Here is a 14,280-nt window from a genome sequence, read left to right as displayed (position 1 = left end):
AAATCCATGCCCGTCTGTGCTGTGCAGAATACTCGCCGGAGCGAGTGGAGAACCGTGCTGAGGGTACCAGCATCGAGAAGGGCCGATGGTGACTGTGACAGCCGAACAGATCGCCAGACGAAGGCTCACCATGGGTATGGCCGGGCGTCAATCCCCTACAATCTTACTGCCGGGGGGTGAAGGTACAGCTATGGTTCGTCGCAGTGTTCTGTTCGCACCGGGTGACAACGCGGAGTTGATGCGGAAAGCGGCCGGTGGCGACGCTGATGTCGTCGTCTTCGACCTCGAAGATGCGGTCGCACCGGCCGATAAAGAGCAGGCACGTCAATCCGTTCAATCAGTACTCTCGGCTGTCAGTTCGGACAGCCACATCTGCGTTCGCATCAATCCAGTGGGGGTAAGCGCCACAGCCGACCTCGCTGCGATACTGACAGACGCCGGTCCCGACAGCGTGATGCTCCCCAAGGCCGGGTCCGCCGACGACATCGAAGCACTGGAACGGCTCCTCAGAGAACACGATACGGACCTCCCGGTGCTTGCGCTGGTCGAATCGGCCACCGGCGTCCTCAACGCGGCGGAGATCGCAGCCGCCGATTCCACCGATGCGCTCCTGTTCGGGGCCGAAGACCTCGCGGCCGACATCGGTGCGAGTCGCACCAGCGATGGACGGGAGGTGCTCTATGCACGCCAGCGGGTCGTCGTTGCGGCCAGCGCCGCGGGAATCGACGTAATCGACACGATCTACCCGGACTACGGCGATCTGGACGGCCTCCGCGAGGCAACTGAGTTCGCCGCACAACTCGGGTACGACGGGAAGATGGCGATCCACCCGGACCAGGTCGCGGTCATCAACGACGCGTTCACCCCCAGTGACGAGGATATCGCATGGGCCGAACGCGTCGTCACAGCCGACAACGAGACAGACGCCGGCGTTTTCGAGGTCGACGGGGAGATGATCGACGCACCGCTTATCGCACAGGCGGAGCGTGTCCTCGAACGCGCTCGCGAAGCCGGTCAGCGGTAGCCAACGGCAACACCTATCCGGGACCTGGCTGTGCTGTCGCGTATGAAAGACGTCGTCCGGCAGAACTTCGATGCCAGCGTCGACGCCTACACGACCTACGAGCGGCGGACCAATCGCTTCACGTCGCTCGCGCGACTACTCGCCGCCGAGATGGGCGCTCGTACTGACGGCGGCCTCGGGACAGTTCTCGATGCGGGCGCAGGAACAGGCGTGAGCACACGCGTATTCGCCGAGACAACAGCGGACACAATTGCCCTCGATATCAGCCGCGAGATGCTGAGCGAGATCGAGTCCACTGCTCGACTGCAGGCCGATTTCGACCATGTGCCACTCAAAGACCGGTCAGTCGACGGCGTCGCGTTTACCGCCTCGCTCTTTCTGGTCCCTGACCCGGCCGCCGCAGTGCGAGAAGCCGCCAGAATCCTCCACACAGACGGCGTGGTCGGCGCTGTCGCACCGCTGGGCTGGTTCCGGCCTGACGGCACGGACGTCTTCGAACAGTTCGAGCGCGAGTCACGCTCCCCGACTGATACACCGGCTATTCGGGACGCCCTCGCGGACGAGTTCTCGACGATTACGGGGACCTGGAATTTTTCGACGACTGCCGAAAACATCCGGCTGTTCCACGCGATTCCCGCGATGGCCGCACGGCTCTATCCGAAACTCGAAACGGAGGAGCGGGTTCGACAAGCTCGTGAACTCCTCGGCGCTCTCGACGGCACGTTCGAGCAACGATGGCGCTGGGTCGTCGGTGTGCCCGAATAGGTGACTTGAATCTGCGGTTCGTCCGTCGAGCGGTCACAGCGTCACTCGGCGTGGTCCCGTTTCAGCGACAGCACGGTGCGGTCGAACTCACAGACGAGGACGTCGTCCGAATCTGCGAGTTTGAACACCTCGACGTGCATCGTGACGACGCCGCGTTCGCCGTCGCTGGTCTCGCGTTTGTCGGTCACGGTCGACTGCACGCGAATCGTGTCGCCGTGGAACACCGGGTTCGGATGCTCGACGCTGTCGTAGGACAGGTTCGCGACGATGGTGCCGTCAGTCGTCTCTGGAATGGTCAGTCCGACAGCGACACTCATCGTGTAGAGTCCGTTGACCAGTCGTTCGCCGAACTCCGTCTCGGCCGCGAATTCAGCATCGAGATGGAGCGGCTGCTGGTTCATCGTCATATCGCAGAACTGCTGATTGTCGCGCTCGCTGACGGTACGGCGCTTCTCGTGTTCGATGGTCTCGCCGACCTCGAACTCCTCGTAGTAGCGTCCTGTCATAGCTCAGAGGATGGTCCCGTGTTTCTTGTCCGGGAGGTCTTTCTCGACGGTCTCGTAGAACGCAAACCGGTTTGTCAGTTCCGTTCTGAGGTCGCTCGGCGGGACGATGTCGTCGACGACGACCTCGCTAGCCATTCGATGAATGTCGATATCCTCGCGGTAGGCCTCGCGGAGTTCCTGCTCCTTTTGCTGTCGCTCGTCCTCGTCGTCGATCTCGGAGAGCTTGCGGGCGTACACGGCGTTGATGGCCGCTTCGGGACCCATGATCGCGATTTCCCCGCTCGGAAGGCCGATTGTCGATTCGGGGTCGTACGCGGGGCCGGACATCGCGTAGATGCCCGCGCCGTAGGCTTTCCTGACCACGACTGACTGCTTGGGCACTGTCGCCGAAGACGTGGCGTAGATCATTTTCTTGCCCTGTTCGAGGATGCCCTCCTTCTCGACGCCTGACCCGGCCATGAACCCCGGCGTATCACAGAGGTACAGTAGCGGGATGTTGTAGGCGTCACAGGTCCAGATGAACTGGGCGGCTTTCTCCGCCGCGTCCGGGAAGATGGCCCCGGCGCGCTGGGCTGGCTGATTGGCGATGACTCCGACCGGGCGGCCGTCTATCCGGGCGAACGACGTAATTATTTCTTTGCCGTACTCGGGCCGGAGTTCGAGCGTCGACCCGGCGTCGACGACCCGCTGGATCACGTCGAACATATCGTAGCCTTTGTTCGGCTTGTCCGGGACGACGGCGTCGATGCCCTCCGGCGAGCGCTTCGGGGCCGTCCCACTGGTCTGTGGTGGGTCTTCGTCGGCGTTGTCGGGCAGATAGCTGATGAGTTGGGCGACGAGTTCCCGGGCGTGTTCCTCGTCGTCGGCGATGAGGTCCGCACTCCCGGAATGCTGTGCGTGGACAGCAGGGCCTCCGAGGTCTTCGAGGCTGATCTCTTCGCCGGTGACCATTTCGACCATCCGGGGGCTGGCAATCGCCATTGCACTCATATCCCGGACCATGACGGTGAAGTCCGCGAACACCGGCGTGTACGCCGCACCGGCGATACAGGGTCCGTACAGCACACAGATCTGTGGGACCCGCCCCGAGAGCATCGAGTGGTTGTAGTAGAACTTCCCGATACCCTCGCGGTTGGCGAAAAAGCCCGTCTGCTGGTCGATACGGCCGCCCGAGGAGTCCATCAGGTACAGCACCGGTCGCCCGGTTTTCAGCGCCCGCTGTTGCATCCGGAGGAACTTCTCGACGCCCTTTGCGGCCATGCTGCCGCGCTTGACCGTGTAATCGTTGGCCATGAAATGCAGGTCACGGCCCTCGAACTCCGCGGCCCCCGTGATGAGCCCGTCGGCAGGGAGCTGGTCGTCGGCGTCGAACTCCGCGAACGTCCCGTCCTCGAACAGGAACTCGTCACCGAACCACAGGTCGATACGGTCCCGGACGAACAGCTTGCCCTCTTCGGGCAGCTGCTTCTTGTACTTTTCCGGCCCGCCTTCGAGGATCTCAGCAATCTCCTTGCGCAGATTCTCCTCGCGTTCGGTCGGACCGAGGTCGTCGTCGACTGGGTCCGTGGCTTCGGCCCGTCCATTGCCGTCGTAGGTCGCGCTGCCGACCGCGTCGCCGCTGTCGACGACGAGGGTTACGTCGTCCTCGAAGTGTGTCGCCAGCGCCTCGGCAATGGCCTGTGCTTCCGATTCGGTCGCGTCGGCTGAAATTCTGACTTGCATACTTACTCCTCCAGTACGACCAGGGTGTCTCCCATGTCTACGGAATCGCCCTCCGCGACCGGGACGGACGCGACGGTTCCACCCGTGGACGCCACCACGTCGTTTTCCATTTTCATCGCCTCCAGCACGCAGACGACATCGCCCGCGGCGATATCGTCGCCGGGCGTGACTTCGGTCGAGAGAATCGTTCCCTGCATCTCGGCGGTAATCGCACCCGACGTGGCCACGTCCGCCGTGCCGCCACCGGCTGCGTCGCCGCCCGAGGTACCACTGCCGGAGCCGCCACCGGCGTTTCCGTCACGGGAGACGCGGGGAAGTCCGTCCGTAACGACGACATCGAAGCGCTTCCCATCGACCTCGACGGCGATTTCGTCCGTCGACGCCGACTGGGCGTCGCCACCGACCTCGTCTGAACCCCATTGCGCAACAGCCGCGTCGAGAGCATCGTCTGGGAGTTCCTGGTCGAGGTATTTCGTCGTGTGCGTCCCGGCGACGAAGGTGTCGTCGTCGAGCATCAACCGATGGAACGGGATGGTGGTATGGACGCCTTCGACGGTGAAATGGTCGAAGGCACGCTTCGACCGGTCCAGACAGTGGTCCCGGTCCTCGCCGGCGACGATGAGCTTCGCGATCATCGAGTCGTAGTCGCCCCCGATCTCGTCGCCCTGCGAGACCGCGTGGTCGAGGCGCACACCGATGCTGCTGGGCGGCGCGTACGTCGTCAGCGGTCCCGGCGTCGGTGCGAAGTCCTCGGCCGGGTTCTCCGCGTTGATCCGGTACTCGACGGCGTGCCCGTCTATCGACACGTCGTCCTGTGTGAAGTCCAGTTGCTCGCCCGCGGCGACCCGGAGCTGCCAGCGAACGATGTCGATGCCCGTCACAGCCTCGGTGACGGTGTGTTCGACCTGGATCCGGGTGTTCACCTCCATGAAGTAGAACTCCCCGTCCTCGACGAGGAACTCCACCGTGCCGGCGTTCGTGTACCCGGCTTCGCTGACACCGCGTCTGGCGGCCTCGCCGATCTGCGTGCGCAGTTCGGCACCGAGGGCCGGACTCGGGGCTTCCTCGATGACCTTCTGATGGCGACGCTGGAGCGAGCAGTCGCGCTCGCCCAAGTGACGGACGTTGCCGTGTTCGTCTGCAAGCACCTGCACTTCGACGTGTTTCGGGGCTTCGAGGTACTTTTCGACGTACACGGAATCGTTGCCGAAGTAGGCTTCCCCTTCGCGCTTCGCGCTTTTGAGCGCCTCTGCGACCTCGGCCTCGCTCCGGACGATCTTCATGCCGCGACCGCCGCCGCCACCTTCGGCTTTTATCGCGATGGGGTAGCCGTACTCGGCACCCAGTTCGCGTACTTCGTCCGGTTCACTGACGAGGTCCGTCGTGCCGGGGACGACCGGGACGCCGGCGTCCTGCATCACCGTCCGGGCTTTCGTCTTTTCGCCCAGCGTCTCCATCGCGTCGCTTGGCGGGCCGACCCAGGTGATTCCGTCAGCGGCTTCGACGCGGCCAGCGAACGCGGCGTTTTCCGCGAGGAAGCCGTACCCGGGATGGACCGCGTCGGCCCCGGCCCGCTCGGCGACGTCGAGGATCGCGGTCTGGTCGAGGTACGACTCGCTTGCGGGTGCCGGCCCGACGTTGTATGCTTCGTCGGCGTACTCGACGTGGCCGGCGTTGCGATCGGCGTCGCTGTAGACGGCGACCGTCTCGATACCCAGCTCTTCACACGCAGCCATCACACGGACCGCGATTTCGCCGCGGTTTGCGACAAGGACTTTCTCGAACATTAGTAGGATCTGGGGAAACCGAGGTGCTGCCCGATGTGGTTGTACGCCATCTGCTGGGAGACCGGGGCCAGCCGCGTCAGGTTGATCTCGCGCCACCACCGCTCGACGTCGTACTCCTTCGCGTAGCCCCAGCCACCGAACGCCTGCATGGATTGCTTGACCGCTTCGATGCCGGCACTGACGGCCGTCGCCTTGGCGACGTTCGTCTCGTACCCGCACTCCTCGCCCTGATCGTAGAGCCAGGACGCCTTCTCACGCATGAGCGCCGCCGTTTCTATGCGGGCGTACGCCTTGGTGATCGGGAACGAAACCGCCTGATGGCTCCCGACCGGCGCGCCAAACACCTCCCGGTCGCTGGCGTACTCGATAGCAGTGTCAGCAGCCAGTTTACCGATGCCGGTCCCGGCGGCCGCAAAGCCGATGCGTTCCGGGTTCAGCATATCGACCAAGACCCACCAGCCGTCGTCTTCCTCCCCCAGGAGGTTCTCCTCGGGGACCCGAACGTCCTCGATGAAGACTTCACAGGACTTCGAGTAGTTGATACCGTGTTTGGGGATCGGCGAGACGTCGATGCCGGGGTCGTCCATATCGACGATAAACAGGCTTATACCGTCGGTCCCGCGCTCGACCTCGTCGCGTGGGGTCGTGCGCGTGACGAGGATCATGTTGTCGGCCCGGTCCGCGAAGGTAATCCAGGCCTTGTTCCCGTTCAGGACGTACTCGTCGCCGTCTTTCTCGGCGCGGGTCGCGACGTTCAGCGTGTTTGTCCCGGCCTCGGGCTCTGTGATACCGATAGAGAAGTTCCGCTCGCCGTTTGCGATGTCCGGCAGATAGGTCCGTTTCTGCGCTTCTGTTCCGTTGTCCCTGATGCCGACGGCGGCCATACCGGCGGTGAGCACCAGATACCAGGTGCCCGCCATGCCACAGCCTTCGGCACAGAGCGTCTCCATGACCAGCCCCATCTCCTGTATGCCCATCCCGGCCCCTTCGTACTCCGGCGGGACCAGCAGGCCGTGGAAGCCGGCCGCGGCCAGTTCGTCCCAGAATTCCTGTCCGAACTCGCCTGCCTCCTCTTTCTCGCGCCAGTACTCCGGTCCGTACTCGGCCGCCACGTCCGCCGCGGTCGACCGGATCATCGAACGTTCCTCCGTAGATTCGAAATTCATTGGTGGTTGTGTGCGTGTTGTCGCTCGTAATTCTCACAATCCGCGTCAGGATTCGGCTTCGGCTTCTGCTTCGGCGTCGTCGTGGAGTTCGGTTCGGCGAATTTTCCCGGTCACTGTCTTGGGCAGGCCCTCCCGGAACTCGATTTCGCGCGGGTACTCGTGTGCCNGCTCAGAGATGTGTATAAGAGACAGGTCTTGGGCAGGCCCTCCCGGAACTCGATTTCGCGCGGGTACTCGTGTGCCGAGAGCTCTTCTTTCACGTAGCTCTGGATGTCTTCTTTGAGCGGGGCGGACGGCTCGGCGTCCTCGCTCGGCACGACATAGGCCTTGACGATGTTCCCCCGCGCCTCGTGTGGTTTGGGGACGACTGCCGCCTCGGCGACCGCGTCGTGTTCGCCCAGCGAACTCTCGACCTCGAACGGCCCGATGCGGTAGCCAGCGGAGAGGATCACGTCGTCCGCCCGCCCCTCGAACCAGAAGTAGCCGTCCTCGTCTTTGTGTGCCAGGTCACCCGAGAGGTACCATGTCCCGTTTGGCCCGTCAATAAACGCTCGCTGGGTCTTCTCGGGCTTGTTCCAGAACTCGGCGAAGAAACACGGGTAGTCGCCCCGCTGTGCGATTTCGCCCGTCTCGCCGGGTTCCAGAACCTCGCCGCTCTGTGGGTCGACGATGTCGGCCTCGATTCCGGGGAGTGGTTTCCCCATTGACCCGGGCCGGAGATCCATCGTGGGATAGTTGTTGATGATCATGTTCCCGGTCTCAGTCTGGCCGTACGTGTCCAGAATCGTGACGCCGAGTTCGTCTTCCCCCCACTCGACGACGCCGGCGCTGAGCGGTTCGCCGATGGAAAGCGCGTGCCGCAAGTCGAGGTCCACATCAGCAAGGACCTCCTCGTTCTCCCGGAGCATCCGGTACGCCGTCGGGACCGAGAACAGGACGCTGATCGGGTATTCGTCGAGCAGGGCGGCCCACTCGTCGGTGTCGAACTCGCCCTCGTAGGTGAACAGCGATGCCCCCCAGAACCATGCGCCGAGCGTGTTGATGGCCCCGGTCAGCCAGCCGAGGTCGCCGGTCGACCAGTACAGGTCGCCGTCCTGGAGGTCCACAGCGTACTTCTGTGTTGCCGCGACGCCGGCGATCCAGCGCTGTTTGTGGAGGACACCCTTGGCCAGCCCGGTCGTTCCCGAGGTGTAGTACAGCAGCGCGTCGTCTTCCCCGCTGGTCTCAGCGACCTCGTACGACGTACTCTCGCCGTCAAGTGCGGTATTGAACACCACGTCGTCAGCGGGTGCGCCGCCCCCACGGTCGACGGTGATTACGTGTTCGACCGCCGGGGCCTCGTCCAGCGCGTCTTCGACCGTGTCGCGATTGTCGGTCGTGGTAACGACGACCTTCGCGTCGCAGTCGTCCAAACGGTACGAGATGCCGTCGGGGCCGAACCGCTCGTTGACGCTTCCCCAGACAGCACCGTGTTTGAGCGTGCCGACCAGCGCCACGTAGTGCTCCGGAATCCGGGGCATATATGAAAAGACCCGGTCACCCTGGGCGACCCCGAGGTCGTCGAGAACGTTGGCAAACTGGCTCGAACGGTCAGCAAGCTCCCAGAACGTCATTTTCGACAGCTCTCCGTCGGTCCCGACCTGGTAGAGTGCGATCTGGCCCCGGTCGGTCGCGTGTCGGTCGGCGACTTCGTGGCCGATGTTCAGGTCGTTCGGTGCGTCCCAGTCCGCTGCCGCGTAAATATCGTCCCAGGAGAACTCGTTTCGCGCTGTGTCGTAGTCCGGGAGGTTGTGGCTGGTGACCATACACCGCTCGGAATACCGGAATCTGGTATAACTGTACCGGTTGCTTTTTGCGAATAACGTATTGAATATATTTTATTTTTTATTCCCACATAGGTATTATTCGATTGTAGTATGGCGTAAACAGAGCTGATTACAACATATTTGAAGATATATACACGCGAGAGACATATTCAGTGGGGCGATTCGTTTTCGGTCGTCTCTCCGGGAGCGGTGTCGGGTTCGTCCCACAGGACACGAGCCACGTCACGGACGTCGGTTGGGAAGGAGTTCTCGAACGTGACTCGCGGTGCGATGTAGGTCTCCTTCCAGCGCGGGTCCCACGCCGCGTTCACGTACAGGCGCGAGCCGGTTTCGTTGTCTCGTCGATAGTGTGGGCGTGTCGCTGCCGGTGCATCCGGTTCGCTGAACGTCCAGTCGCGAGCGGGGTGGGATTTCAGCCAGATATCGGCCAGAACGCGGCCGAAGTCCTGTGGCGGAACGTCTTCGTCGACGATGACGACCGTGTCGAAAAGCGACGAGAACGAAAAGAGAATGTTCGCGAGTTGCCACTCGAAGCCGCCGTAGAGCACGTCACTCGCGACGAAACAGATTCCGAGTTCAGCCTCTGCCGGCAACATAATCCATTCGACTGGCGAGATGCCCCAGTAGTTGTTGAGCCGGTGATAGAGCGCTGCGGCGGTCGCGAGCCCCGTGAGACGGGTGTCATCCGCGAGTGGGCGACCGACGGGGGAGATAGGGATGACCGGGTTTTCAGTAGTGCGGACGCGCTCGACCGACAGCGAGAGCGGGCCGCTCTCGACGACGTACTCCCAGCCCTCTCGGCGGTCGGACCGGAAGTCCGGTTGGCGGTCCACGACTGTCGTCTCCATGACGACCTCTGTCGCACTCGGGACGAGGCCGCCGTTGGTCGGGACGAGCGGGACGGTTCCGGTCACCCCACAGGACTGGATCGGCGTGGCAGTTTGCTCGGTGACAGCGAGCAGGTACGCCGTCGTGATCGCCGCCGGCGGCACGCCGAGCGCTATCGTTATTGTCGTCCCTTCACTGACAAGCGACGACAGCGTGTCCGGGACGCGCACTCTGAGCGTGTCGCCGCCTACGACCGAGCCGTGGACCGGTGCCCAGTGTGTGCCGTCAGCGGTCGAAACCGATGCGACACCGAGCGTCATAGCGGGCCACGTATCGGTTTCCCCCTGCGGGAACTGCAGGTCCTGTACGTCGATATCTGCCTCCGAGGCCGCCTGCCCGGTGTACGTCGGTTCGGAGTCCCTCCCGTCCGGACCGAGGCTGCTGATCGTCTCCAGCACCTCGACGAGCGTGGCTTCCGGGTCGAGTCCGAGGCCGAGCGACAGCCGCGACCACGGCCGGGCCTCGCGCTGCTGTGTCTGGTCCGGACCGCTGAACACACCGCTAACGAGGTCACTGCCAGCGGATCGCTGGAATCGAAGCGCCGGCCCACTTGCCCGGAGCGCCTCCGCCGCAAGTACGTCCACCGGGACCTCGAACGGGCCGTCGAGTCGGACGAGATCGTCGTCGCCGGCCAGTCCGCGGACGTACTGCGTGAACGGTATCACTGTGACTGCCCCTCCCGCTCGTCGAGCCGGTCGAACCGCGCAGCGTTTAGGCCCGCTTCGACCAGCCGCTCCTGGGCTCGCTTCCGGGTTTCTGTGGTCGCTGCCATCTCCGCCGCGTCACCGTCGGTCGTTGCGTCAATGTAGGCTTTGGCCGTCTTCGCCTTCGACGTCCCCACGTCCGCGTTGCCCTTCTCGTCGGGCGTCTGGTAGATGTTGAGCGGAACTTTCGGCATTCGCTCGACGCCGAACTGGTGGAAGTCGGCATCCGGATCGGCCTCAAGCGCGATAGCTGTCAACACTGCCCGTGGATCGAGCGGGTCGACAGCAGCGTCGACGAACACGAAGAAGTCGATGTGGAGCATCCCCCACGTCGTGAAAATAAAGTTCGCCAGTTCGTGGAGATAGCCCGGATACGGTCGATCCGTCGCGATGACCCAGACGGTGCGGGAGGTGAACCGCCATGGGACCGCCATCGCAACGTCGAATCCGGCGGCCCGAAGACCGACAGTCGCGTCGGGACCGGCCGCGACGAGCCGGAGCGTACTGGTCGAGTTTTGCCCGTATCCGACACCGCTCCCCTCGACACAAAACGGTATTCGCGGTTCGTGGCGGTGGGTGATCGCATCGACCTCGAACACCGGCATGGAACGTCGCGGGCCGTTCATGTAGCCGAAGTAATCGCCGAACGGTCCCTCATCCAAGCGGTCGTCAGGTCGAACGTGGCCTTCGAGAACTAGCTCGGCCGTCGCCGGGACGTACAGATCATTGGTTTCACACTGGACGAGGTCCACAGGCTCGCTTTTCAGGCCGCCCGCGAATGCCGCTTCGCTCCGGCCTGTCGGAATCCACATATCGGCAGTACACTCGACGGTGGGTTCGGCACCGATGACGACCGCGACTGGCATCGGTTCGCCCCGGGGTTCGTAGTCGTAGTAGTAGCGGTTGGGCACCTGCTCGCCGGCCAGTAACAGCAGACTGGCCTGAGAGTCGTCGTGGATCATCATGCGATGGCTCGACCAGGTCCCCCACTCCGTATCGGGGTCCGGTGCGACGATGGTGTGGTGATTCGAGTACCGTCCCCCGTCGCCCTCGTGGATATATGGCCACGGGAACGACAGGAGGTCGACCTCGTTCCCCGTCCGTACTGTTTCTTTGCAGGGGGCGTCCTGGCTCGCGACAGGTCGGGGCGCTTGCGGCGCGTTGAGGCGATCAATCACTCGGTCGTAGTACGTACGGCCCGAAAGGCCGCTTGGGAGCCCCAGCGCACGGGCGAAGTGATCCCAGGGACGCGTCTGGGGGCCGCGGTACGGATCGCCAACCAGTTTCGACTCCGTCTCTAGCCCCGCGATGGACTCGAACACCGGAATCGGGCCGTCACGGATATTGGCGAGCATCGTCGCTGCGCTCGCTTCGAGGTCCCACGACACCGGTTGGTCAAAGGACCGGAGCCAACCGGTCGTGTCGAGCAAATCGAGGTACTCGCGGAGCGAACTAACCGACATAGATCACTCCTGGTGTTCCAGCACGCGCCTCAGTGGGTCGTCGTCGAGTTCGCGGCGGACCTCAGCGTAGGCGTCAAGCAGGGCCGGTCGTTCTGTGGCGAGCTGGTCGAACGCGATCTCGCGAAGCGCATCGGACGTTGACTCGTACTCGCCGGTCTCGACGAGATACTGCAAGAGGACCTTCAGATCGTCGGACCGTGTATTGAGGATGTTCGACGCCGTCTCCTGTTCGGCCGCCAGATGCGTCACCAGCTCCTGATCGATACCGGTCTCCTCAGTCTCGTCGAGCAGTTCGACGTATCTGGTCTCGCTGACGCTCTCGTGTGGCCCGGCAACGATCGTTAGCGGTTCCGGGTCAGTGAGCGTATCGGGGTCCTTGGCAATCCGAACGCGTGCCTCGAAAATGCGTTTCGTTTGGGCATCCGTGATCTGTAGTGTGGTCTCTGCCTGTGCTTCCTCGGGGAGATGGTCTGCTGACGTGATGTAGTGGTTCGACATTACCTGCCCTCAGTTGTTTTGCTGATGTTCTTAGCAACCTCTTGTCCCTATGGCATATATGTACCGTCGTCAGTCCACCGTTTCACTGACCCGTGCATCCCGGGCACAGTTTGTCGCTCGAATCAGCCCTCTGTGAGGTGAAATGCGCGAATCACTAGTATTGAGAGGGTATCAGAAAGCGTATATTTACACGAGACAATATAATGTTTCCTTCAGTTATATATGCCACTTGATCGAAGCCAGAGTATGCACTGCCAATTGACGCCACTCGGCCGTTTTCGCTTCGAGAGATGAACGGATTGTTTCGCCGGTATCTGGTTGTCATCGTCCGATTTCTACCCTTTGCACTGGCATTTCTCCGTGACCGTCGGCGGTTCGTCCTTTTTGGCTCACGAAGACAGGTTCCAGACGAGAGCCATCGACAACGAGCCGAGCGTATCCGGGATACGATGCTCGAACTCGGACCGGCATTCATCAAAGTGGGGCAAGTCCTCTCGACACGCCCCGATATCGTTCCACCGGTGTACGCCGACGTTTTCGGAACCCTTCAGGACGAAGTGCCAGAGGGCACAGGGGGAGATCCAAAACACGTCGTCGCGGAAGAACTGGGCGACGAACTCGATCAGTCGACGCTCGAACCGGTCGCCGGCGGGTCGCTCGCGTACGTCTATACGGCAGACTATCGGGGTGAGCGAATCGCACTGAAAGTTCGACGTCCCGAATTGAAACCCGTGATAACGCGTGACCTCCGGGTGGTCCGGGGGCTGCTTCCGCTGATTCGGCCCGTCGCTACCGAACGCCAGCAGTATTCGATCCAAAACGCGGCTGACGATTTTGAAGACATCATCCTGAACGAGTTGGATTTCAAGCGTGAAGCGACGATCATGGCCGATATCAGGGAGAACTTCGACGACGATGAGCGAGTCGTCATCCCTGCCATCTACGAAGACCTGTGCTCGGAGCGTGTGTTAGCTATGGAGTATCTGACCGGTCGGAAAATAACCGACGACGACGCCTTCAATGATATCGACGTGACGCCACACGAGATGGCGACACGGATCATCACTGTGTACCTGGAGATGGGTCTCGTCGACGGCGTGTTCCACGCTGACCCCCATCCGGGCAACCTCGGCGTCACAGACGACGGCCGTCTGTTACTCTTCGATTTCGGCATGAGCGAACGCCTGCCACCGACGGTTCAGGACGATATCATCGCCCTCTATCGGGCACTCGTCCGTCGAGACGTGGACGGCCTGGTGGACGCGCTCATCGCGCTCGATGTCCTCGAACCACACGTCAACCGCGCCGAGGTCGGCCGAGTGCTCGAACTCGTCATCGAGAACCTCGAAGGCCAGTCGGAGATCACCTGGCGGCAGATTATTACGGAGTTGACGACGACCCTCCGTGCGTTCCCGTTTCGGATTCCGCCGGACGTGATGCTACTCATCCGGGTCGGGACCGTCGGTGAGGGCGTCTGTCGACAGCTCGATCCGGAGTTCGATTTCCTCGCCGCTGTTCGCTCGTTTCTCGTCGAACAGGGCCTCATCGAGAGTGAATTCGACGCAATCATCGAGGAAACGTGGGCGGACGTGCGCCGGTCGCTTCCCGCGCTGGCACGGGTCCCGTCACGAGTCGACCGAACGTTGTATCGGCTCGAACGGGGTGAACTGGTCGTCCGTACGGAACCGGCTGATGGACATGGAATGGGGGAGCGGAATCTCGGTTACGCGGTGATCGCCGGAGCGCTCATCGTGGCAGCAGCGATTCTGTCCTTTCACCAGCGTCCGTACGAGATCCCAGTACTTGCCGTCGCCGCCGGCTTTCTCCTCGTCTACCTCGTCGACATCGAGTCGTAGCTCCTGCCTCACCGGGTCTCCAGAAGAACAAACAGCGATCCGACCGAGAGTCGGAATGCAGGTGACGGCACAGGT

At 62.6% G+C, this 14,280-nt stretch carries 11 protein-coding genes; 3 read left to right on the top strand and 8 right to left on the bottom strand.

From position 1 onward, the window contains the following. The first annotated feature begins 190 nt into the window (after positions 1-190). Together C442_RS05020 and C442_RS05015 are read left to right on the top strand one after the other, a co-directional pair. Positions 191-1,024, top strand: coding sequence for an HpcH/HpaI aldolase/citrate lyase family protein (locus C442_RS05020; RefSeq protein WP_008308353.1), 834 nt, complete (start codon positions 191-193; stop codon positions 1,022-1,024). 42 nt (positions 1,025-1,066) lie between these two features. Then, positions 1,067-1,789 (top strand): class I SAM-dependent methyltransferase, encoded by a 723-nt coding sequence (locus C442_RS05015; RefSeq protein ID WP_008308352.1) that lies wholly within the window; start codon positions 1,067-1,069, stop codon positions 1,787-1,789. 41 nt (positions 1,790-1,830) lie between these two features. Here the strand turns inward: C442_RS05015 and C442_RS05010 are convergent, their stop codons facing one another. The 8 genes from C442_RS05010 to C442_RS04975 all read right to left on the bottom strand — a co-directional run bounded on the left by C442_RS05010 (position 1,831) and on the right by C442_RS04975 (position 12,349). Beyond that, positions 1,831-2,295 carry a MaoC family dehydratase gene (locus tag C442_RS05010; RefSeq protein WP_008308351.1) on the bottom strand — a complete coding sequence of 155 codons (465 nt, stop codon included), beginning with the start codon at positions 2,293-2,295 and terminating at the stop codon, positions 1,831-1,833. Positions 2,296-2,298: 3 nt separating this feature from the next. After that, positions 2,299-4,017 (bottom strand): acyl-CoA carboxylase subunit beta, encoded by a 1,719-nt coding sequence (locus C442_RS05005; RefSeq protein WP_008308349.1) that lies wholly within the window; start codon positions 4,015-4,017, stop codon positions 2,299-2,301. Between the two features lie 2 nt (positions 4,018-4,019). Then, positions 4,020-5,804 (bottom strand): acetyl/propionyl/methylcrotonyl-CoA carboxylase subunit alpha, encoded by a 1,785-nt coding sequence (locus C442_RS05000; protein ID WP_008308346.1) that lies wholly within the window; start codon positions 5,802-5,804, stop codon positions 4,020-4,022. Continuing rightward, positions 5,804-6,970: an acyl-CoA dehydrogenase family protein gene (locus C442_RS04995; RefSeq protein WP_008308344.1), complete on the bottom strand. Its 1,167-nt coding sequence runs from the start codon at positions 6,968-6,970 to the stop codon at positions 5,804-5,806. Before C442_RS04995 ends, C442_RS05000 begins: the two co-directional genes overlap by 1 nt. Positions 6,971-7,080: 110 nt before the next feature. Further along, positions 7,081-8,775, bottom strand: coding sequence for an acyl-CoA synthetase (locus C442_RS04990; RefSeq protein ID WP_008308342.1), 1,695 nt, complete (start codon positions 8,773-8,775; stop codon positions 7,081-7,083). 170 nt (positions 8,776-8,945) lie between these two features. Next, positions 8,946-10,349: a UbiD family decarboxylase gene (locus tag C442_RS04985; protein WP_008308340.1), complete on the bottom strand. Its 1,404-nt coding sequence runs from the start codon at positions 10,347-10,349 to the stop codon at positions 8,946-8,948. Further along, entirely contained in the window at positions 10,346-11,851 is a 1,506-nt protein-coding gene (locus C442_RS04980; RefSeq protein ID WP_008308338.1) for a UbiD family decarboxylase, read from the bottom strand. The genes C442_RS04985 and C442_RS04980 overlap by 4 nt, the downstream gene beginning before the upstream one ends. A gap of 3 nt (positions 11,852-11,854) precedes the next feature. After that, a complete protein-coding gene (locus tag C442_RS04975; protein WP_008308336.1) occupies positions 11,855-12,349 on the bottom strand; it encodes a hypothetical protein in 495 nt (164 codons plus the stop codon). Positions 12,350-12,639: 290 nt separating this feature from the next. Here C442_RS04975 and C442_RS04970 point away from each other — a divergent pair, with 290 nt between their 5' ends. After that, the gene (locus C442_RS04970) at positions 12,640-14,205 is read left to right on the top strand and encodes an ABC1 kinase family protein (RefSeq protein ID WP_049942833.1); all 1,566 of its coding nucleotides are present in this window, start codon (positions 12,640-12,642) and stop codon (positions 14,203-14,205) included. The last annotated feature ends 75 nt before the right edge of the window (positions 14,206-14,280 follow it).

The sequence above is a fragment of the Haloarcula amylolytica JCM 13557 genome, from assembly GCF_000336615.1.
In the GTDB taxonomy this organism is placed as follows: domain Archaea; phylum Halobacteriota; class Halobacteria; order Halobacteriales; family Haloarculaceae; genus Haloarcula; species Haloarcula amylolytica.
Note: the sequence above shows the minus strand (reverse complement) of the source record. Positions and strands in the feature narration are given on the sequence as shown.